Below are 22,328 nucleotides of genomic sequence, written 5' to 3'. Positions count from 1 at the left end.
AGAATGTGTTGCTACTTTTTTTACTGCTGATCGGCGGCTGGGGAGGCTTCACCCGCATCCGTGACCGAAACGCGGCTATACAGGAAGGAGCCGCTGCTTACGCCCGGCGAAATTTTGCGAAGGCTGCCCAGGCTTATCAGCGGGCCGTGGAGGAGTTGGGCACCAAGGATGAGGCGGCTATCCTGAATCTGGCTCATGCCTGCAACCGGGTCGGACGGGAGGCAGCGGCGAAGTCCTACTATAGCCGTTTGATTACAAGCAAAACGCCAGCTATACGCAGTGTGGCGCAACAGCAGTTAGCCGTGTTGGCCGTGCAGGGAGGTGAATTCGCACAGGCCGTGAATCTGCTGCGGCAGTCGTTGCTGGCCGATCCTACGAATGCCGAAGCGCGCTATAACTATGAAGTGCTACGCGATTATCTGACACGCCGACCCAACACACCACGCATTCCACCGCCGCCTTCCGGCAACGCTTCCAACCCGAGGACGGAGCAAGCTGCGCCCAGCTCTAAAGATGTAGCTAACCAATCTCAGCCGCGAGCAGGCAATGACCGCAAGGGCCAGCTTGACGAACCCAATTTGCCCCCCGACCCTCAAAATGCCCCCCAGCAGCAACCAAACAAATCTGGGCAGTCAAATAATAATCAGCCCGGAGCAGCCCCTGGCAATATGGCTCGTGGTGGCTTCCAGCCTGGTGAGGGCGCTGAGCGTAATGTGTCCAGCGGCTCGGAATCCGGCAATGTGCGCGGCCTCAGCAACGATGGAAGTGGTGAAGAGGCAACCGATGGCCGCAGCCGACGAGCCGGTACTGAAGTAGCTGACCTCGACGAGACCCAACTCCAGACCCAGCGGGCACGCTTGCAGCAGATGCAGCTCAGCACGGGCCGCGCCCGGCAAATACTGGAGTCGTTGGGAGCGGCAGAACAGCAATACCTCCAGCAGCTACCACGGAGGTCAGTTCGTAAGCAGGCCAGCGACAAACCAGCTTGGTAAGCACCATAAAAACGAAGGCAATAAACTCCGGGAAAGCGGACGCTACTCGGGTTATTCGTACTTTTGCGGGCCGAAGCTTCGGCTCCATTTTTCTGATCCACCCCCACTTCCACCCATTTTTATGCAAGTCAAAGAAGTAGTTATTGTTGCTGCCGTACGTACGCCAATTGGCAGTTTTGGCGGTAGCCTCGCCTCGCTTTCGGCCACCGATTTGGGCGGTATAGCCCTAAAAGGTGCTTTAGAGAAAGCCGGCGTCGATCCTAAGGAAGTGCAGCAAGTAATTATGGGCAACGTGATATCGGCTAACCTTGGCCAGGCACCTGCCCGCCAGGCCGCCAAAAAAGCTGGCTTACCTGATACTGTTGAGTGCACCACCGTTAATAAAGTATGTGCTTCGGGCACTAAAGCAATCATGTTTGCTGCTCAGGCTATTATGTTGGGGCAAGCCGACGTGATTCTGGCTGGTGGCATGGAAAGCATGTCCAATGTGCCTTATTATCTCGATAAAGCGCGTTTTGGCGCTAAGTACGGCCATTCTCAGATGATTGACGGCCTGATGAAAGACGGCCTCTGGGACCCCTATAACGACTACGCTATGGGCAACGCGGCCGAGCATACAGCCAAGGAAATGGGCTTTACCCGCGAGCAGCAGGATGAGTTTGCTATTGAAAGCTACACGCGCAGCGCAAAGGCAGCCAAAGCCGGCAAAAAGAAGGATGAAATCATTCCCATCACAATTGAGAGCCGTGGCAAAACGACTGTAATCGAAGATGATGAGGAATACCTGAAGGTAGACTTTACCAAAGTAGCCAGCCTGAAGCCTGCGTTTATAAAGGATGGCACCGTAACGGCGGCCAACGCTTCTACTCTGAATGACGGAGCCGCTGCTGTGCTGCTCATGAGCCGCGAGAAGGCCGATGAGCTGGGCATCAAACCGTTGGCTCGCATCCGGGGTTTTGCCGATGCTGAGCAGGCACCAGAGTGGTTTACGACTTCACCTTCGCTGGCTATTCCGAAGGCCTTGAAGCACGCTGGCATTAATGCCAGTGAAGTGGATTTCTATGAAATCAACGAGGCTTTCTCAGTGGTATCGTTGGCCAACAACAAGCTGCTGAACCTAGAAGGTGACAAGGTAAACGTGTACGGCGGAGCCGTGTCGCTGGGTCATCCGCTGGGTGCTTCGGGCGCACGCATCGTGACAACGCTGCTGAATGTGATGCAGAATGAAGGTGGCAAAATCGGCGTGACGGGTATATGCAATGGCGGCGGTGGCGCCAGCAGCATTGTGCTGGAAAAGCTGTAGAGCTCCTTTTTAGGATAAAAAGCCCCCCAGACACATTCTGGAGGGCTTTTTTGATGCACTAATTCCGCCTCAATTCGACTTAATAGGGCCACAAGGCCTGCGAATGCACTTTGCCGCTTTTTCCTGCGTTCTTGCGTCTATGAAACGAGTTATTTTCCTATTACTGCTGCTTTCTACCACGGCTCAGGCCCAGAAGCTGCGCCGCCTGGTGAGCTACCGCGACTCAACCAATAGGGTGGTGCGCGAAGTCTACTCCGCTTTGGTGAGCCCAGCCGATACCATCATGGAAGGGCCTTACAAGCGTTTTTACCGCTCAGGCAAAGTTGAAGCCCAGACCAGCTATGCCGGCGGCAAGCGGGATAGCGCTTACGTGGAGTTTTTCGAAAACGGGCAGCGGCGGATGGAGGTAACCTTCAAGCAGGGATTGCGGCAGGGTCCTTTCAAAACGTATTATGCTTCCGGCAAACTAGCCCAGGAAGGCACCTACGCCAATGACCAGCCCGATGGCACGCTCAAAACCTACCACCCAAGCGGAGCCATTAAGCTGGAAACATCGCTGGTAAATGGGCAGCCGGTGGGTGCCGTGCGGGAGTTGTACCCATCGGGTAAGCCCAAGGTGGAAACCACGTATAAGAACGGCCAGGCCAATGGCCCCATGAAAACGTACCATCCTAACGGTCAGCTGCAAAGCGAGTCAACGTATAACAATGGTCTGTTGGCGGGCCCCTACAAAACCTACTTCGACAACGGCCAGCTGGAAAGCGAAGTAGTTATTGACAAGGCAGGCAAGGGCACGCAGAAAAGCTACTACCGCTCGGGTAAGCTGCGCACGGAAGGCAACTATGTGGCAGCGGCTCTGCAAACCCGGCGCGTAACGAATCCCCTCGGCGATGACCTGACTAAAGGGGCTGCTCCCGGGGCTGGCACGGCTAACCTGGATGGCCCGGCAAAGGCTTACTATGAGAGTGGCGCCGTAAAGAGCAAGATGAATTATCGCGCTGGCGTTTTGACTGGCCAGAATCAGGATTTCTATGAGTCAGGGAAGCTGGAGAAGCAAACTGACTACAGCAACCAGGCCCGCGACCGGAAGGTAACCGCCTACTATGAGTCGGGCGGGGTGAAGCTGGAGCAGCAGTATAAAAATAATGTACCTGCTGGTACGTGGCGCACATTTTACCCCGATGGTAAACAGGTGCAAACCCAGGAGACCTATGTAAACGGCCGGCTGGCCGGTGAGAAGCTGACCTACTACCCTACCGGCACAATAAAAACCAAGCTGCTATACGAAAACGGCCGCCCCACTGGTATAGGACAGGAATTTTATGCTTTGGGAAAGCTAAAATCCGAAACGACTTACGTGAAGGGATTAAAAGTTGGTGCTTACCGCCAGCTGCGGGAAGATGGTACGCCAGAGGTGACAGGCGCATTCCGCAACAATAAGGAAACGGGAGTCTGGACTTACTTCGGACCCGATGGCAAGGCAGTAACGCAGAAAAAAACCTTCCGAAACGGCGAAGAGGTAACAGCTGGCAAGTAGCATCAGTTTACAATTCAACCTCAAAAAAGCCCCCCAGATAAGTTCTGGGGGGCTTTTTTACTTCACAAGAGCTCAGCAAAGAGGTAGCCACTGACTCCAATCTTACCGAATAACCAAATTATTTATCATAGTACCTTGCTTCACATAGTACCTTCTGATATATTTGTTCCATCAATTAGAATTACTACCTGCCGCTCCACCAAGCCCAACCGGGGCTTCCTGATCGGCGGAAGCCAAGGAACAATAACGGGTACATACCACATAAACGGGCCCTGCTAAAGGGCACTTAGTACTACCTACGACGTGAGGCAAATTCTCGCATTGAGGTACACTACCAGCACCCGTCCCAACCTTTTATTTATCGAGTGAATGCCTGCAATAGGGCAACCAGCGGAACCGCGGCCGTCTGGGAGAACATCCTATTGCCCAAATTTTTCCACTCCTCTCTCCTTCTTTTATGAACTCCTCTTCTACTCTTCGCTGGGCGCTGCGGTGCCTGGGGCTCCTTCTTGTGCTCTTACCAAACGTATTACGGGGCCAGCAAAAAGCCCCCCAGGGTGCTGTTTCGGGCGTTTTGCTCGACGCCAGCAATGGACAGGCGCTGCCGTTTGCCAACGTTGTGCTACTGCGGGCCCAAGACTCAAGCTTCGTGGCGGGCGCTCAAACGGGTGAAAACGGCTCGTTTGAAGTAGCCCCTGTGGCACAGGGAAAATACATGCTCCGCGCTACCGTGATAGGCTACCAAGCGGGCCGGCGCTTGGTTTCTATTACAGAAGCAACGCCCGAAGTAAAGCTTGGCTCCTTAAAATTGCCCCCCACGGCCACTCAGCTGGCCGGCGTAACGGTGCAGGGCGAGCGGGCCACCGTAGTTGATAACCTTGATAAGAAGGTCATTAACGTAGAGAAGGACTTGAGCAGCGTAGGCGGCACGGCCGTAAATGTGCTCCAAAACGTGCCTTCCGTGTCGGTGGACCAGAACGGCACCGTGAGCATGCGCGGCACCAGCAATATCACGGTGCTGATTGACGGCAAAAACTCTGGTGCGGCCTCTGGCGGCACGGGTACGCGCCTGGAGCAGATTCCGGCCAGCAGTATTCAAAGCATTGAAGTCGTGACCAATCCCTCGGCCCGCTACGATGCGGCCGGCGCTGGCGGGATCATCAACATCATTCTCAAAAAGCAGAAAAAGGACGGCTGGAATGGCTCGGCAGTGGCCAACGTGGGCACCCGCGACAAGTACAATACGTCGTTGAGCTTTAACCGTCGGACCGGCAAACTCAATGTATTCGGCTCTTATGATGGCCGTGACGACCACTACCGCAGCCGCAATACGATGCAGCAGTTGGCAACTGTGGAAGGCGTATTGCGCACCACCGATCAGCAGGCAACGGGTCTGCGCCACAGCCGCAACCACGGCGGGCGTCTGGGCCTCGATTACACAATTTCACCCGAGCAAAGTATCTCCCTGACGGTACAGCCCAACTTTAATCGGGCCGACCCGAATGTGATGAATCAAACCGCCCTTCTCCGCACCGGCGACCAAGATCCTATACTCCAGCAAACGCGCTCGGTGGTGACGGAGGATGTAAAGACAGCCGATGTATCGGCGGACTACAAGCGCACCTGGGCTGAGCAAAAAGGCCGGGAGCTAACGGCCAGCACGGGCTACACCCGCCTGTGGGCCGATGTAATAGTGGGCCAGCAGTTTACCAATGATGAAGTAGCTCAGTTGGGCTGGAAGCAGGATTTTCGGGTTCGTATTCACGCGCTTAATGGCCAAGTTGACTATGCGCATCCACTGGGCGAGAAAAGCCGTCTGGATGCGGGCCTGAAAACGGAGTGGGAAACGAATGAAGGCACGGATGACTTTTTAGTACAGACGGTCGCCGACCAGCCTATTTATTCCCGCGACGCCGACCGCTCCTTCGCTTATGACGTCAAGGACTTTGTGCAGGCAGGCTACATCACCGGTCAGCACGCGGTAGGCAACTGGAGCTACCAGGGCGGTTTGCGGGCCGAATACACCAATACGCAGGGGGAAGTGCGCGGCGGCCGGGGCAGCTTTGAGCTCGATTACCTGAATGTATTCCCTTCCGCCACCGTGGCCCGCACCATCAGTAAGCACGATCAGCGCCTGCAAGCCAGCTACTCCCGCCGCCTCAACCGTCCGGGCTTTATGCAGCAGCTGCCTCTGCCCATCTACATGGACCAGCGCAACTACCGCATCGGCGACCCCAGCCTGCGGCCCGAGTATATCAACTCCTTTGAGCTGGGCCACCAGATAACGATGGGCGACGCCACCGTCACTTCCACCCTTTTTTACCGCCAAACCAACAATGCCATTCAGCGCTTCCGCCGGATAGATACTACCGCCACTCGCCTGCTGAATACACCCGGCGTTATCACGGCAGAATACTTCCAGAACTTCGGGCAAAGCACCAGTCTGGGAGCCGAAATGTCAATTAATCAGCCCCTAGCAAAGTGGTGGAAGCTGACCGCTAACGGGTCGTTATTTCGCAATAGCATCACGGCCGCTACTGGCACCGAAGCCAGCCGGCGCAACCTTACGGGCACCTTGCGTCTGCTTAATACCTTCATGCCTACGCCCAAGCTGGATGTGCAGCTCACGGGCAACTACCGGGCAGCTGTGCTCACGCCTCAGGGCCGCTTAGCGCCCGTTGGGTCCGTGGATCTGGCCTTGCGCCACCGCCTGTTCCAAGATCGGGCGGCCCTCACGCTCCGCCTCAGCGACGTATTCAACACCCAACGTCAGCGCATCACGGCCTACTCAGAAAATTTCGAGGCCACTTACAATAACAAGTGGGAAACGCAGGTTGGATATGTAGGCTTCTCCTGGTATTTCGGCTCCAATAAGCCCCCCAAGAAAATAGAAGCCGCACCGCAGGGCGGCGGTGGTTTCGGCGGCTAGCCTTACGATAGCCTTGCAGCTATTCCGGGTCATCGGGTGTCACTTGTACATGGTCTTTGATGCTTAAATAACTGAGCAAATCTTTGAGACGATGCAATGAGTTTTACTTGGTGGCCCGAAACAGATTCAGTAGTTCGTCAAAAATTTCGTCCCAAAAAACAGCGTTTCAAACCTTCAAACGCATCATTCAACACATTTAAAAAAATATTTCAGGTGTCAGGCAGCCCTCACAATTGCTTCTGCATCTATACCCCTGAAAGCAATTCGAAGATGAATCCGAACTCTTACGCACCCTCCTTCAGCCTCTCCTTTTTTCCCCAGCCCGCTATTTCTCAACCTTAAAAAAAATTTTAACAAGTACCTTGCTTTACATAGTACTGTCACTTATCTTTATAGTGTTCTCTTCCGGTTCGTGGTAGTGCTTCTTTCAACCAGCACCCCGATCAAGCCACCCACCGGAGCCGCTTCCAGCCTGACGGGTTGAAGCCTCCCGCCCCACTAGGTTCGCGCCCCCGGCGCCCGACCATCTGGGCTCGCTAATCGTCTTTTTCTAGTTACCTGCCTCACTCCCGAACAGAACCGCGGCTGTTCCCCTGTGCCCAGGTGGCTCCTTTTCCTCTCCTTTCTAAACTTTCAAATCGCCATGAAATCCTCTGTCATCAACCGCTTCCTTGCTGCTCTTATCTTCGTTTTAGGTAGCCTTCAACTAGTTGCTTCCGGCCCCGAGAACGGCCGTCTTACCGGTCAGCTTCTCGATGGCGAAACCCAGGAGCCAATTCCTTTTGCCAACGTAGTGCTGCTCCGCGCCGATGATCACTCCTTCGTACGCAGCGTGGCCACCAATGCTGAAGGCACTTTCAAGTTCAATAATATACCACTGGGAGACTACACGGTGCGCACTACCGTACTGGGTTACAAGTCGTTGAAGCCCGTTGTATCGCTTAGCATGTTGCAGGGCAGAGTTGCACTCGGCTCGGTTGAAATGCAGCCGCTGATGCGCGGTCTGGCTGTGCGGCCCTCTAAAAAAGATGCTCCAATCATCCGTCAGGCTAAGGTAGCTTCTGCCAGCCGTACGCTGACAGCCAGCACCTTAACAGTTCGCTAGCCGACCACTGCCTTTTAGTGCTCTTCTATCCGCCCGACTTGTTGCTCTCCGGCCAGAGCAGTAAGCCGGGCGGCTGCATAAAAGCCCCCCAGCCGCCTTTTCAGTACGAAATACAATCCGGGAGTTGGCGCTATTTAAAAAAGCCACTACTTGGGCCTTTATGCTCTTACGCTGGCTCATGGCTGCATTTGTCGCCTTCATTTTACTGCTGCTGACGGGTACGCTGGTGCCCACAAACAGCGATTTCCGGCAAACGTCCGATGGCATTCAGGTTTTTGTGGTGTCCAATGGTGTTCACTCCGACCTGGTATTTCCCGTGCGCGAACCCCGCACTGCTACCTATTGGCTCCAAAAGCTGAATGATTCGACGGTGGTCAGCAAGTTTGGGCGGTATGAGTATGTTGGATTTGGCTGGGGAAACGAAGCTTTCTATCTGGGCTCGTATGGGGGGCAATTTCCGGGGCTCGGCGCTACGTTGCGAGCCGCTTTCCCATCGCCCACGCTTTTACACATCGATTTTTATAAAAATGCCCCCCAGCCCGGCAAGCGAGTAGCTTCACTACTTATTTCCGAAGCGCAGTACCGCCAGCTAAGCACCTTCGTGGAGCAATCATGGCAAACCGATTCAGTAGGCCGCCCGATGCTGACGAACGCAACTGGCTATACTCCCGACGATTTTTTTGTGAGGGCCAAAGGCAAGTATCACCTCCTGCGTACCTGCAACGACTGGACAAACCGGTGCTTGCGCACCAGCGGCCTGCGGGCTGCCTTGAAGGCTCCTTTTGCTGCCTCTGTACTGTATCAAGCTCGGCAGGCAGCCAAAAAGCCCCCCAGACAACTTCCAACAGATTGACTGTCGGGCTGCAACCTATTAGACCTAAAGCGGTTCTTTGCTCGATTCCCGCTGCTCCGGTTCGGCTGAAGCAGCGGGTTTTACGTTAGGTAACTGTAGGCTTCTGGCTGATTGATTTTGTTTGGTTGTTATTGAGTCTCATGTATTTGAATTTACTACAAAGGGGCGCTCACGCTCGATTACGCTTTTTTTTCGCCTTATTTCTTTCTCTGGCTATAGCCTGGCAAGCGCAAGCTCAGATGGGCACGGTAACCGGCTCCTTGGTAGAGCAAAGCAATGGGCAGCCCGTTCCATTCGCCAACGTGGTGCTGCTGCGGGCGCAGGATTCCACCTTTATTTCGGGTGCCCAGACCACCGAAACCGGCACTTTTGCTATTGAGAATGTAGCGTTTGGCACCTATACCTTGCGGGCCACTATTCTGGGCTACCGCCCCGTGCGGCGCCCCGTTACGCTGAGTGCGGGCAGCCCGACGGTGGCACTGGGTCCCGTTCGTTTGGCATCTACCACCACCCGCCTCAAGGAAGTGGTAGTGCAGGGGGAGCGCGCTATTCTGACCGATAACCTCGACAAGAAAGTAATTGATGTCTCGAAAGACCTGACCACCACCGGCGGCTCGGCAGTGGATGTGCTCCAAAATGTGCCATCGGTAACTGTAGATCAGGCGGGCTCGGTGAGCTTACGCGGCTCGGGCAACGTGACCATTTTTGTGGATGGCAAGCCGACGGGCGCCGCTGGCGGGGGCCGCTCGGCTGTGCTCGACCAGATTCCGGCCAGCAGTATTCAAAGCATTGAAGTCGTGACCAATCCTTCCTCCCGCTACGACGCGGAGGGCACGGCCGGCGTTATTAATATCATTCTGAAAAAGGAGCGCAAAGACGGCGTAAACGGCATCGCGACTGTGACAGCCGGAACCAAAGACAAATACAACAGTTCGTTGAGTTTGAACGCGCGCAAAGGCAAGCTGAACGTATTCGGCAGCTACGATTTTCGGCGCGATCGGCGCGTTGGCTCCGGCAACTCTTTCCAAACATCTACTTTCCTGAACGCCGATGCGGTAGAACAAACCCGCATCCTTGACCAGAACGAGCAAGGCCTCGACTACCGCACTTCCCACGCTGGCCGCTTTGGCTTAGACTATAACCTGACAGATTATCAAACAATTACTCTGAGCGCGCAGCCGCGTTTCAACCGGCAGCAGGAATTTGAGAGTCAGGCCAACCGGCAGTCGGCCCCGAATGGGGGAATTTTGCCCCCCGGCAGCAGCTTTAATCTGGCTAACGCCGAGCGTGAGTTCAACCGCTCAACTGACTACGCACTCGACTACCGTCGTACGTGGAAGGATCAGCCCCGCCGCGAATTGGTTGCCAATGCCGTATTCACGCCCATTCGGAGCGAAAGCGAAAGCATCACTAACCGCATTCCCTACGACGACTCGCCCTTCGTGCAGCAGCGCCAGCGTTTCGACAACGCCATCGACCAAGCCTCAGCCCAACTCGACTATGTGCATCCCTTCGGAGAGAAAGGCCGCCTGGAGGCTGGTTTTAAAAGCGTACTGCGGAAGTTTGATGCCGATTACAAGTTCTTCGATGCCCTGGTGCAGAACGACTTACTCTCCAACCGCTTTCTGTATGAGGAATATATTCAGGCCGGCTACGCTACGTACGCCAACGCTACCGGCAAATGGAGTTACCAAGGTGGCCTACGCCTGGAGCAGACCAACACGGAAGGCAACCAGTCGGCCGCTATTCAGGATACTACATTCACTCGCAGCTACTTAAACCTCTTTCCAAGCGCCGTACTGGCCTACGACCTGTCTAAGGACCAGCGCCTACAGCTCAGCTACTCACGCCGCCTCAACCGGCCGGGTGTTAACCAGCTCAACCCTTTCATTGACCGCTCTGAGCCTCTGAATACGCGCAGCGGCAATCCGGCTTTGCTGCCCGAATACATCAACTCCTATGAGCTAGGGTTCCAGAAGTTTTTTGGCCAGTCCAACTCCTTCACAACTACCGCTTTCTATCGCCAGACCAACAATTCTGTGCAGCGCTTTCGCCAGTTGGGCTTCAATGAGCAACTCCAGGCGCCCACTACCAACCAAACAATTCTAAACCTGGCCCGCGGTACGGCTTACGGCCTTGAGTTGGTTGGCTCAACTACAGTTGCCTCCTTCTGGAAGCTTAACGCCAACCTATCAGGGTTCCGCAACATCATCGAAGGCACAGCACCCGGCACCGATATCGACAACCGCAACTTCACATACACCGGTCGTTTGAACAACAACTTTACGATCACCAAGAAGCTCGATTTCCAGTTATCGGCTAACTATCGGTCGGCGGCTGTCACGGCCCAGGGCCGGCGGGGCGAGTTCTTCTTTACTGAGTTTGCCGGCAAATACACGGTACTAAAGGACAAAGGGAGCATCACGTTGCGCGTGTCGGATATATTCAATACGCTACGCTTCAACTTCGATTCTTTTGGGCCCGGCTTTGAATCGCAAAACAGTTTCAAGCGCGAAACCCGGGTAGGCTTTTTGGGCTTCACGTACCGCTTTGGCGGCGCTCAGCAGCCCGAACGGCGCCGCCGCGGCGACCGTGGCGACCAGCAGCAACAAGGCCCGGAAGACCCAAGTGAAGGAGGCATAGACTAATTTTATAATAGAAAAGGAAGCCGTGACGAATAATTCGTCACGGCTTTTTTGTTTCAGTAAAACACTGTTTATCAGCTTACTAATTCATTAATTACAGTACAGCTCATCGACCGTAATAGTAGCTGCATTTTATTTCAATTAAAAAAGTGCAAAAAGACAGCTTTTGTACAATTAATACGTATTAGCCGCAGAATACTCGATTATTTACCGAAGTCGGAACTACGCTGGCCCTAACCCGCAAGCCCCCGAATCAATCTTAATATCTACTGGCTAGGCTCTCGGTGATAGCTGCCCTGTCTGACATTAATATGCTTGATGTACATCGCGAAATATTACCGGAAAGCTACCTACTAATCCTAGCTCCTGATTCGCATACTCCCGACGAGGAGAAACTGAGTAGGGCGCTATTTCGGGCCAGCCGAAGCAGCAAGCGGGCTGTGTGGGTAGATTGTAGCTTGCTGCAACATATGCCAACGGAGGCAATTGAATTGCTCCTGGCTTATGCCTATCACCTGCGCTGCCAGGAGCGACGGCTCGTGCTTTGCCATGTGCCGGAAGAAGTGCAGCACCACTTTCTGCACCTGGATGCCGCCTCCCAGCCCCTCATGGTTGCCTCCTTACTTGATGCTGACCTGGGCGTAAGCGAATAGCTTTTTACGCAATAAAAAAGCCCCCCACAAACGTATTGGGGGGCTTTTTCTGTGAATAGCCGTTGAAATTACATCCACCACTCAGCTTACTGCCTTAGCTGTATTTGCAGTTGTGTAATAGGGTTGATGAAGCGTGCGGCCAATCGTTGTTACCTTCGCAGCCCTATTGATCTGCATTCGATGAGTATCCAAAAACCCAGCATTCCGAAAGGCACCCGCGACTTTGGCCCCGCCGTGGTGGCGCGCCGCAACTACATTTTTGGCGTCATCCGCCGTACGTTTGAGCTGTTTGGCTACGCCCCGCTCGAAACGCCCACGCTCGAAAACCTCTCCGTGCTCACCGGCAAATACGGCGACGAAGGCGACCAGCTGCTGTTTAAAGTGCTGAACTCCGGCGACTTCCTGAAAGATGTCGCGCCGGAAGATATTGCGGAGGGCACCCGCAAAGTCCTGCCCAAAATTGCCGAAAAAGGCCTGCGCTACGACCTGACGGTGCCTTTTGCCCGCTACGTGGTAATGAACCGTGGCACGCTGACCTTTCCTTTCAAACGCTACCAGATTCAGCCCGTATGGCGCGCCGACCGCCCGCAGCGCGGCCGCTACCGTGAATTCTACCAGTGCGACGCCGACGTAGTTGGCACCGATTCGCTGCTCTGCGAAGCGGAGATTGTGCTCATGATGTGTGAGGTGCTAAACGGTATCGGGCTCACCGACTTCACTATCAAAATCAACCATCGGGGCGTGCTGCGCAATATTTATGAGGCGCTGGGCGGCGAAGGCAAGGAGTCAGATTTGTTTGTGGCCATCGATAAGCTGGACAAAATCGGCCGCGAAGGCGTAGAGAAAGAGTTGGCTGAGCGCGGCTTTTCAGCCCAGGCATCGGAGCACTTATTTGAGCTTTTGGCTACCTCCGGTAGCTATGGCGAAAAGCTGGAGAAGTTGGACGCTGCTTTCCAAAAGGCCAGCTTACCGTCGGAGAGTGAAGGTTCGAACAGCCCTTCATACAAGGGTATACAGGATTTACGTGAGGTACAGGATTATCTCACCAGCTTCGGCTTCACGCAGTTCGACAAAGTAGAATTTGACCCCACGCTGGCCCGCGGCCTTTCCTACTACACCGGCTGCATCTTTGAAATCAAGATCAACAACGTCAAAATTGGCAGCGTATCCGGCGGCGGGCGCTACGACAACCTTACGGGCGCTTTCGGGCTGCCGGGCGTGTCAGGCGTAGGCTTCAGCTTCGGCGTCGACAGGCTTTATGATTGCCTGGAAGAGCTGAACCTGTTTCCGCCAAATGCAGCAACCACTACGCGCTGTCTGTTGGTGAATTTTGACGAAGAAGCGGGCCGCTCGGTGCTGCCTGTTTTGCGTCAGTTGCGAGCGGCGGGCATTCCGAGTGAGCTGTACCACACCCCAGACAAGCTGGTGAAGCAGTTTAAATACGCCGACCAAAAAGGCATTCCTTACGTGTTGCTGCAAGGCTCTGAGGAGCGGGCGCAAAACCTTTTAAAGCTCAAAGATATGAGCACTGGCCATGAGCAGCTGCTTGCTTTGGATGACGTATTGAGCAATCTGAGTCAATAAGTAAAGCTTTGATAATCGGTTTTTAGAAGCGCCGCCCTCACATCGAACGCTCCCATCACAATCGGCTTTCTCCCACCCCGAATGTACTCCCTCAACCCGACCACCCACCTCAGTCTATCTACCTTAGAGCACCTGCTTCGCGAGCGACCCAAAGTTGTATTGAGCGACGAAGCCCGGCACCGCGTTGCCACCTGCTATGAGTATTTGCGCGACCGGCTGGAGCAGTCGGACGCGCCAATATATGGCATCAACACTGGTTTCGGGGCACTTTGCAACACCGGAATTGCCCCCCAGCAACGCCGCCAGCTCCAGCTCAATCTTCTGATGTCGCACGCCTGTGGTACCGGCGACGAAGTGCCCGAGGAGGTAGTCCGGCTAATGCTTTTGCTTAAAGCACAGAGCCTAAGCTATGGGCATAGTGGCGTGCAAGTGGCCACGGTGCAACGCCTGCTCGACTTTTATAATCGCGAGATGTATCCGGTGGTTTATCAGCAGGGCTCCCTCGGGGCCAGCGGCGACTTAGCACCTTTGGCGCACTTGTGTTTGCCGTTGCTGGGCCTGGGAGAAGTAAATTACCAGGGCTACCGCCTCGCCTCCGCCGACGCCCTAAGTTTGTTTAGCTGGCCATCCATTGAGTTGGAAGCAAAAGAAGGACTGGCACTACTCAATGGCACTCAGTTCATGCTAGCATACGGCGTGCATTGTACCCTGCGCGCTCAACGCCTGGCCAACGCCGCCGACGCGATTGGTGCGTTGTCGCTGGAAGCCTTTGGGGGGCAAAACCAACCCTTTGATGCCCGCTTACACCAATTGCGGCCGCATGCCGGGCAAGTGGCCGCAGCCGAGCGCATACGTAACTTTCTTTCTAACAGCGAGCTACAGGATCAACCCAAAGCTGCCGTTCAGGATCCTTACTCCCTCCGCTGCCAGCCGCAGGTACACGGTGCCTCCCGCGACGCCTTCGCTTACGTGGCGCAGGTGATGGAAACAGAATGCAACTCGGTGACTGACAACCCCAATGTGTTTCCTGCCGACGATGCTATTTTTTCAGGGGGCAATTTTCATGGTCAGCCCCTGGCCTTGGCCCTGGATTTTCTGGCTATTGCCGTAGCCGAGTTGGGGGGCATTTCGGAGCGTCGCACATACCAGTTGCTCAGCGGGCAGAGAGGTTTGCCGCCCTTCTTGGTGGCAGAGCCGGGCCTAAACTCTGGCCTCATGATTCCGCAGTACACGGCGGCTGGCATCGTGAGTCAGAACAAACAACTCTGCACGCCCGCTTCCGTCGATAGTATTGTGAGCAGCAACGGGCAGGAGGACCATGTTAGCATGGGCGCCAACGCGGCTACCAAAGCCCGACGCGTGGTCGAGAACGTAGAGCAGCTCTTGGGTATCGAGCTAATGACTGCCGCGCAAGCACTAGCGTTTCGACGGCCGGCTCGAACCTCAGCCGCGCTGGAACAGATAGTCGAGGATTTCCGGCAAAAAGTAACTTTCGTAAGTCGGGACCGGGTGCTGTACCCCGATTTGCACGCCGCCGCCGCCTTCGTTCGCACCTACGAATGGCCGTAATTAAGACACTCATTTTCGCCTGTATGGCTTCACAAAGCCTACATTGGCAAAAATATTCTTTACTTAAGGGTAGCCTATTCAATTCTCAACAATACAGGAACTTGACTTATTAGTGATGGAGTTTGCAAAGGCTTTTATGCAGGCATAACTTCTTACTTTCAGTCATCCGAAAACGCAAACACCCCTTGGGTACGTTATAAGCTTCGTGAAAAACTTCTATCGTCTTTTTGTTCTACTTCCAGCGTTGCTATTGGCTACGCTGGCTCCCGCCCAAACCTGTGAGAACACGCCTAACTCGGGGGCCGATTTTAAGATCGTTGATGCTTCTTCAGGTACAGAAATATCGACCTTGTGCGCGGACCGAGAAATAAGACTCATAGATAATAGCGGTCGGCAACTCGACCCGAGCGTTGTGCGCTACGCCACCGGGGCCGCTATCACCTGCACTGGCTCCGACTTCTCAACCAATGCTTTATATACGCCTAGCGCCGCCGACGCTACTCGCGGCTTTGTGGTTATTACTCAAAACACCCCCCAGGCCGTTGGGGCTTCGGGTATTATTTTCTCCAAACGCCTTGAGGTAAAGGCGTCGCCAGCACCCACCTTCACGCTTACTTCGTGCTCCGCCGACGTTGTTCAGGTAACTATTACTGACCAAGCGTACACGGCTAACCTCTACACCGTGAAGATTGGGAACAACGTGTTTCCTAACGTAGATAGAAGCCAGCCACGCACGTTTTCCGTTCCCGCAGGCGTCACGGCTGTAACGGTAACGGGTAACTACGCAGGCAATAATCAGTGCAGCAACAGTAGCACACAGAACTTTACGCCCGCAGCAGCGCCTTCATCCCGCCCTATACTTACGAAGCTTGAGGTGCGCGATAAGAATATTGTATTTGATTTCGATAACATCCAACCTGGGTTTCAGTATGAAGTTCAGGTGGCTGAACCTGGCGGTTTTCGTACCGTTGCCAGTCGTATCAGCGGCAACGGTATCGTGCGGGATTATACTGTGCTTAATGCCCCGCTGCCCGGTTGCTATCGTATCCTTCCCTCCTCGGCCTGCGGTACTGGCTTAACTACTGGTTTGCCAGCTTCTCCTCTGGTTTGCTCAGTTAATTTATTTAATGCTATCAGTCTGGTTTCTACGTCAGCGAATGGAGTCAATAAACTCGAATGGAAAACTCTCGACCCTGTAGTCGGAACTTTCCGAATAGAACGAACTGAGCCAGGAGTGAATCCCACAATTATAGCAACCTTGCCTGGCAATGGCCCCCATGAATACTTCGATAACACAGCGAGTTGTGGTACTACCTATACGTATCAAGTTGTGGCTCTGGTAGATCGGGCTGCTTCGTGGTCCAACAAAGCATCCGTAACGACAGCAGCTGGTACTGCGCCGCAACCCCCGCGTCTGGTAGCAGGCTTCACGCTCAGCAATAAAGTGGAGTTATACGCTACTAATGCAGTTGGCCAGCCGTTGCCTAATGAACTTACCTTTCTGCGAGCTTCCCCTACTGCTGTTGAATTGGGCGTGGTAAACGCACCTACAATCAGCGACACGCCCGAAAACCTGAGCGTTACTAATCCACCGGTTTATCTTGCCCGCCGCCGCGATGCCTGCGGCAGTATATCAGCCGATAGCAACCCCGCTTCTCCCGTAGTACTGGCCGTTGACCCTCAGTCCGAAGGAGCCCGCTTCACCTGGTCGCCGCTGGGAGGTCCTGATGCCGCTATTCCGGTGCAGTATCAGCTGGTACGCCTGGCGCTTAATGGCTCTACCATCGATATCATCCCCGTAAGCGGATTGAGCTACGTAGATACTCAACCTCCTACTAATCAGAGCACCGTGCGCTACCGCATTGAGGCTACAGGGGGCGGCTTAGCTACGGCCAGCTATTCTAACCTAGTGAATGTTACGCGTCAGCCCCGCCTGGCAATGCCGACAGCATTTTCACCCAATGGCGACGGACTAAATGATGTATTAGAAGTAAAAGGGCGTTTCCTGAGCACATTTGTTTTCGTTATCATTGACCGCAATGGCCAGGAAGTGTTTCGCGGCACCAACCGTACCCAGACCTGGGACGGGCGCATCAATGGGCGGGCACCCGTACCTGGGGCGTACGCGTGGCGCTTCGAGGCCCTCACCGATGAAGGCAAGCCATTCGTGCAGCACGGCGCCATTACCATCGTACGCTAGCCGAAGCAGTAAATAGTGAGCCCTATAACTCAGGTCTGAGCTACTTAATTGCTCTAGCAGGTACTGAAATTGACAAACGAAGTACCTTTGCTTGTCAGTCGTCGTACACGAACTGCTTTGGGTGCTGCCTCTGCACTGACACCGTGAAAACCAGGTGCGGCACCTACTGCACTGCTTAAGCAGGTATTAGTCAGCTTCTCAAAACCTCATTTAAACGCCCTCAGGGCACTATTTTGGCTTATGTTTGATATGATGGGCATGATGGGCAAAGTGAAAGAGCTTCAGGATAAGATGAAGCAGGCCCAGGATGAAGTACAGTTTTTGACCGCAACGGCCGAGTCCGGCGGGGGCTTGGTGAAAGCTACAGCCAATGGCAAGCGCAATGTGGTGAAGCTGGAAATAGATGAGTCGCTGCTCAATCCGCAAGACCGGGAAATGCTGGCTGACCTTGTAGTAGCGGCAGTAAATAAGGCTCTCGATGAAGTTAGTGAGAAAGCGAAAGAAGAACTTAAGAACAAAACGGCCGGTTTGATGCCCAATCTTCCGGGCCTCGACCTTGGCAATTTTGGCCTCTGATCCTTTCGCGTCACCTACCCTTTCGCTCCCGCACGTAGCCGTCGTTATTCTTAACTGGAATGGCCGCGAGCTGCTGCGCACTTTTTTGCCCACCGTGCTGGCCCACTCCGATGGTGCCCGCGTGGTGGTAGTTGATAATGCCTCCACCGACGACTCGGTGGAACTGCTGGGGGGCTTTTTTCCGAGTGTTGAAGTTATCCAGCATCCTGAAAATCTGGGTTTTTGTGCTGGCTATAACCAGGCTTTAACTCAGCTCGATGCCACTTACTACGTTCTGCTTAATTCTGATGTAGCCGTAACGCCGGGCTGGCTGCAGCCCTTGGTGGCGCTGCTGGATCGGCAGCCTGCGGTGGCCGCTTGCCAGCCCAAGCTACTTGCTCATGCCGCACCTACGCAGTTTGAATACGCGGGTGCCGGCGGTGGCTACCTCGACCGCTTAGGCTATCCTTTCTGTCGGGGCCGTTTGTTCGAAACCCTCGAAACCGACCACGGCCAGTATAACGACGCTCGCCCCGTAGCCTGGGCCAGTGGCGCCTGCATGGTAGTGCGGGCCAGTGCCTGGCATGCGCTGGGTGGACTGGAAACAGCTTTTTTTGCCCACATGGAGGAAATTGACCTGTGCTGGCGTTTCTGGAATGCGGGCTACGAAGTATGGTATGAAGGCAGCAGCACGGTGTACCACGTGGGCGGCGGCACGTTGCACAAGTCCAACCCCCGCAAAACTTATCTCAACTTTCGCAACGGCTTAGCTCTGTTATACAAAAATGCCCCCCAGAGTGAGTTGGGGGGCATTTTTATCCAGCGAATTGGTTTGGACTGGATTGCGGCCTTACGTATGCTGGCTCAAGGCGCCTTTGCTGATGCACGTGCCGTGCTGCGGGCGCATCGTGATTTTTTTAAAAACCGTACCTATTGGCGGCAGCAGCGAATGGCAGCCCGACCTCACTTACGGGTGTCGGAGCGCCCCGGCGTGTACGCTCGAAGTTTGGTGTGGGCTTATTTTGGGCTGGGAAAACGGACGTTCACCGACCTACAAATCCCAGACGGTGCTCCGCTGCCGCCGCAACGCGCGGCGCACGTTCATCCAGAAAGCCAGCGCAAAGTATAATACTACCGGCGATCCGAAGGTGAAGAAAGAAGCATAGACGAATGATAATCGCACGCTGCTCGTGGAGAAGCCCAGCCGGTTCCCCAAGGCATTGCAGACCCCGAAGCTCTGCTTTTCGATGAAGTCGGTTAATTGTCTCATTGCTCCTCAGTATGAAGCCCTTACACAGGCTATGATTGGTCAAAATAACGATAAAAGCACCGAACATCAAGCTGCGTGCTGTAACTAGCAAGCAATTTTAGCCGGCAAAACCGAGTTTTGCGTTTGTTGCTTCAATTCGATAACCCGGCTTTCCGCCTTTAAATAGATCTATGAAAGATGCTTTTCGCTCGCTTCTACCAGCTTTTGTCTGCCTAACGATCGTGGCGCTACCGGGTTGTACGCTACCGCGGATGCTAAAGGTTGCGCAAGAAGGTCAGGAAGTGCGTGTGCAGCCGGCGGTGCTGGAAAGTAACGGCGAAAACGTGCTGTTTGAAGTAACGGCCCGCGTGCCAGCCAAGCACTTACGCAAAGGCAAAGCCTATAATCTCGACCTCAGCTACCGCTACGGAAATGGCTTGCAGCAGGATACGCTGGGTCGCATTACTTTTGTTTCGGGCGAGTATCTGTACGACGAGCAGGATAAGAATAAGCTAGTTATTACCAAGCAGTTTTCCTTTCCGTACACGCCGCGCAAAAGCCCTGGCACGCTGATAGCCCGCCCCGATGCGCGCCGCCTCAAGCCGGGGGGCAAAATGGTAAAAGGCAATGAGCTTCCGCTGGCTCGGGGCATCGTGACTACCGCCCGCCTCGTGGTACGTCAGGATTCGACCTTGGATGTGCTACCCGAAACGGTTAGCAATGATCGCAGCGGTACTCGCATACTGCCATTTTTCTTCGATGCCGGAAAGTCGGCTATTCGCAACTATTTGGGCACTAACGTGGCCGCGCTGGAAGACTTTATCGACTCCAACCAGCGCACCGAGCGGGTCATGATTGTGGCTGGTCACTCTCCCGACTCTCTTGATGCCCACGACCCGCGCCTGGCCGACCGGCGGGTTCAGGCTCTGGCCAAATACTACAAGCAGCGCGTCGACGGTTTTTCGTATCATAATTCGGTGCGCAGCATCGTATTTGAAACGCAGGCTTATCGGCAGCGCTGGGATTTATTTCTGAGCAAAGTGCAGGAATCAGCCCTCAAGCCCGAGCAAATTGATTCCGTTGTACAGATTGTGAACGATACGCGGGGCTCTTTTGCACAGAAGGAAAAGCGGCTTCACACCTTATCCTTTTATGATTACCTCGAAGATTACGTGTACCCGGTGTTGCGCTTCGGTACGGTAGCCGTGCAGTACACCGCTCCGCCCCGCTATGATTCTGAGGTATATCTGCTCTCCAAGAAGATTGTTGAAAAAGCGGCCGAAACGGATGCTCTCACGCCGGAGGAGCTGCGTTATTCCGCTACGCTCACGCCCCTACTCGCCGAGAAACAGCGCATTTATGAAACCGCTGTAGCCACTACCGGCCGCTGGGAGGCTTATTATAACTTGGCGGCGGTGCTCTTGCAGCGCTCTGAAAAAGAAATAACCAACAAGTCGCGCCGGGCCTACCAGCGCCGGGCGGCTACTTATTTCACGTTGGCCGCTCATCGTAACCCCACGGCTGAGCTGTTCTTCCGAGTAGCAACCGCTTATCACCGCGCTGGCGATCAGCTTGAGGCACTTCAGAGCTATGATTACGCCATTAAGCTCGGCGGACCGCGCCCCGTGCTAGAGAAGGTTTTTGCGGATAAAGCTGCGCTGGAAATCGAAATTGGTCAGCTCGACGACGCTTTGCGCAGCCTCAGCTTCAGCGGCAAATCTTACCAGAACACCATGAATTTGGCCTTGATCTACCTGATTAAGCAGAATTATGAAGGCGCTACAACCTTATACCAGGAAGCCTTATCGTTGAAGCCTGATGATGCAATGGCTTACTACTGCCTAGCCGTAGTAGCGGCCCGCGCCCGCAACGAGAGCCTTGTAGGAGAGCGGCTGCGTCAGGCTGTGGCCTTGGATCGGGCTTATGCCCAGCGCGCCGTGGAGGATATGGAGTTTAGTAGCTATGCTAGGTCGAAGGCATTTTTGGAGGCGCTGCGGTAAGGATCTAAAGCATCGCTTCTAATTAGGAAGCTCGTTCTTCCATCCTTCATTTGCCCCGGCGCCCTGTGCGTTGTAGCTTTACGCGCCGGTGTAGCGCCGGCTTTTCTGTCTCTGACCTTTCGATTTCGTTAACCAGAATAACTATGCGGACCATCCAATTCCGGGAAGCCCTACGCGAAGCCTTGTCTGAAGAAATGCGCCGCGACCCGCGCGTGTTTCTGATGGGCGAAGAAGTAGCCGAGTACAATGGAGCTTATAAAGTAAGCCAGGGTATGCTCGACGAGTTCGGCCCCGAGCGCGTGATTGACACGCCCATTGCTGAGTTGGGCTTTGCCGGTATCGGGGTAGGTGCAGCCATGAACGGCTTGCTGCCCATCATCGAGTTCATGACCTTCAACTTCTCGCTGGTAGCCATCGACCAAGTTATTAACTCGGCGGCCAAGATGTACTCGATGTCTGGGGGGCAATATTCTATTCCTATCGTGTTCCGCGGGCCAACGGGCAGCGCTGGTATGCTATCCAGCCAGCACTCGCAGAACTTTGAGAACTGGTTTGCCAACACGCCCGGCCTGAAAGTAGTGGTACCCAGCAACCCGTATGATGCAAAAGGCTTGCTGAAAAGCGCCATCCGCGACCCAGATCCAGTAATTTTCATGGAGTCGGAGCAGATGTACGGCGACAAAGGCGAAGTGCCTGAGGAGGAATACCTGCTGGAAATCGGTAAGGCCAATATCGTTCGGCCTGGCACTAGCGTTACCATCGTAAGCTTCGGCAAAATGATGAAAATCGCGACGGCCGCCGCCGATGAGCTGGCTAAAGAAGGTATAGAAGCCGAAGTTATTGACCTCCGCTCCGTGCGCCCCATTGATTACAATACGCTGATAGAGTCAGTTAAGAAGACAAACCGCATCGTTATCGTAGAGGAAGCCTGGCCGCTGGCCAGCATTAGCTCCGAGCTAACGTACACCATTCAGCGTCGCGCCTTCGACTACCTCGATGCGCCCGTCGTTCGCATCACCTGCATGGACGTGCCCTTGCCCTACGCGCCAACCCTCATTGAAGCGTCGTTGCCCAATGTAGAGCGCACGGTGAAAGCAGTGAAGGAAGTACTGTATCAGAAAGCCTAAAGCAAGCTTTCCTGAACTCAGTTTATA

The 22,328-nt window shown here is 54.4% G+C and carries 16 protein-coding genes; 15 read left to right on the top strand and 1 reads right to left on the bottom strand.

Going from position 1 to position 22,328, the window contains the following annotated elements; all coding sequences use genetic code 11:
• Window positions 1–5: 5 nt before the first annotated feature.
• From H8B13_RS13240 to H8B13_RS13180, 13 genes are all read left to right on the top strand, one after another.
• A complete protein-coding gene (locus tag H8B13_RS13240; RefSeq protein WP_187311283.1) occupies window positions 6–992 on the top strand; it encodes a hypothetical protein in 987 nt (328 codons plus the stop codon).
• Window positions 993–1,113: 121 nt separating this feature from the next.
• Window positions 1,114–2,295, top strand: a complete 1,182-nt coding sequence (locus H8B13_RS13235) for an acetyl-CoA C-acyltransferase (RefSeq protein ID WP_187311282.1) — start codon at window positions 1,114–1,116, stop codon at window positions 2,293–2,295.
• Window positions 2,296–2,434: 139 nt separating this feature from the next.
• Window positions 2,435–3,832, top strand: coding sequence for a toxin-antitoxin system YwqK family antitoxin (locus H8B13_RS13230; protein WP_187311281.1), 1,398 nt, complete (start codon window positions 2,435–2,437; stop codon window positions 3,830–3,832).
• A 457-nt stretch (window positions 3,833–4,289) separates the two neighbouring features.
• A complete protein-coding gene (locus H8B13_RS13225) occupies window positions 4,290–6,761 on the top strand; it encodes a TonB-dependent receptor domain-containing protein (RefSeq protein WP_187311280.1) in 2,472 nt (823 codons plus the stop codon).
• Between the two features lie 643 nt (window positions 6,762–7,404).
• Window positions 7,405–7,866, top strand: coding sequence for a carboxypeptidase regulatory-like domain-containing protein (locus H8B13_RS13220; protein WP_187311279.1), 462 nt, complete (start codon window positions 7,405–7,407; stop codon window positions 7,864–7,866).
• 160 nt (window positions 7,867–8,026) lie between these two features.
• Complete coding sequence (locus H8B13_RS13215) at window positions 8,027–8,719, top strand: DUF2459 domain-containing protein (RefSeq protein ID WP_187311278.1); 693 nt, start codon at window positions 8,027–8,029, stop codon at window positions 8,717–8,719.
• A gap of 239 nt (window positions 8,720–8,958) precedes the next feature.
• Window positions 8,959–11,367, top strand: coding sequence for an outer membrane beta-barrel family protein (locus H8B13_RS13210; protein ID WP_187311277.1), 2,409 nt, complete (start codon window positions 8,959–8,961; stop codon window positions 11,365–11,367).
• 308 nt (window positions 11,368–11,675) lie between these two features.
• Window positions 11,676–12,017 (top strand): hypothetical protein, encoded by a 342-nt coding sequence (locus tag H8B13_RS13205; RefSeq protein ID WP_187311276.1) that lies wholly within the window; start codon window positions 11,676–11,678, stop codon window positions 12,015–12,017.
• A 180-nt stretch (window positions 12,018–12,197) separates the two neighbouring features.
• Window positions 12,198–13,601, top strand: coding sequence for a histidine--tRNA ligase (gene hisS / locus H8B13_RS13200; RefSeq protein ID WP_187311275.1), 1,404 nt, complete (start codon window positions 12,198–12,200; stop codon window positions 13,599–13,601).
• Window positions 13,602–13,682: 81 nt separating this feature from the next.
• Window positions 13,683–15,170 (top strand): histidine ammonia-lyase, encoded by a 1,488-nt coding sequence (gene hutH / locus H8B13_RS13195; protein ID WP_187311274.1) that lies wholly within the window; start codon window positions 13,683–13,685, stop codon window positions 15,168–15,170.
• Between the two features lie 205 nt (window positions 15,171–15,375).
• On the top strand, window positions 15,376–17,370 hold the full coding sequence (locus H8B13_RS21585; protein WP_187311273.1) for a gliding motility-associated C-terminal domain-containing protein: 1,995 nt from the start codon (window positions 15,376–15,378) through the stop codon (window positions 17,368–17,370).
• A 240-nt stretch (window positions 17,371–17,610) separates the two neighbouring features.
• Window positions 17,611–17,946: a YbaB/EbfC family nucleoid-associated protein gene (locus H8B13_RS13185; RefSeq protein ID WP_187311272.1), complete on the top strand. Its 336-nt coding sequence runs from the start codon at window positions 17,611–17,613 to the stop codon at window positions 17,944–17,946.
• A complete protein-coding gene (locus tag H8B13_RS13180; RefSeq protein WP_187311271.1) occupies window positions 17,936–19,054 on the top strand; it encodes a glycosyltransferase family 2 protein in 1,119 nt (372 codons plus the stop codon). The genes H8B13_RS13185 and H8B13_RS13180 overlap by 11 nt, the downstream gene beginning before the upstream one ends.
• Here the strand turns inward: H8B13_RS13180 and H8B13_RS21685 are convergent.
• Window positions 18,977–19,195, bottom strand: a complete 219-nt coding sequence (locus H8B13_RS21685; protein WP_187311270.1) for a PspC domain-containing protein — start codon at window positions 19,193–19,195, stop codon at window positions 18,977–18,979. The genes H8B13_RS13180 and H8B13_RS21685 overlap by 78 nt on opposite strands.
• 251 nt (window positions 19,196–19,446) lie before the next feature.
• Between H8B13_RS21685 and H8B13_RS13170 the strand changes: the two genes are divergently transcribed.
• Both H8B13_RS13170 and H8B13_RS13165 read left to right on the top strand, forming a co-directional pair.
• Window positions 19,447–21,174, top strand: a complete 1,728-nt coding sequence (locus H8B13_RS13170; protein ID WP_187311269.1) for a tetratricopeptide repeat protein — start codon at window positions 19,447–19,449, stop codon at window positions 21,172–21,174.
• Window positions 21,175–21,317: 143 nt separating this feature from the next.
• On the top strand, window positions 21,318–22,301 hold the full coding sequence (locus H8B13_RS13165; RefSeq protein WP_187311268.1) for a pyruvate dehydrogenase complex E1 component subunit beta: 984 nt from the start codon (window positions 21,318–21,320) through the stop codon (window positions 22,299–22,301).
• Window positions 22,302–22,328: the final 27 nt, after the last annotated feature.

The sequence above is a fragment of the Hymenobacter sp. BT188 genome (assembly GCF_014333585.1).
Classification (GTDB): Bacteria; Bacteroidota; Bacteroidia; order Cytophagales; family Hymenobacteraceae; genus Hymenobacter.
Note: the sequence above shows the minus strand (reverse complement) of the source record. Positions and strands in the feature narration are given on the sequence as shown.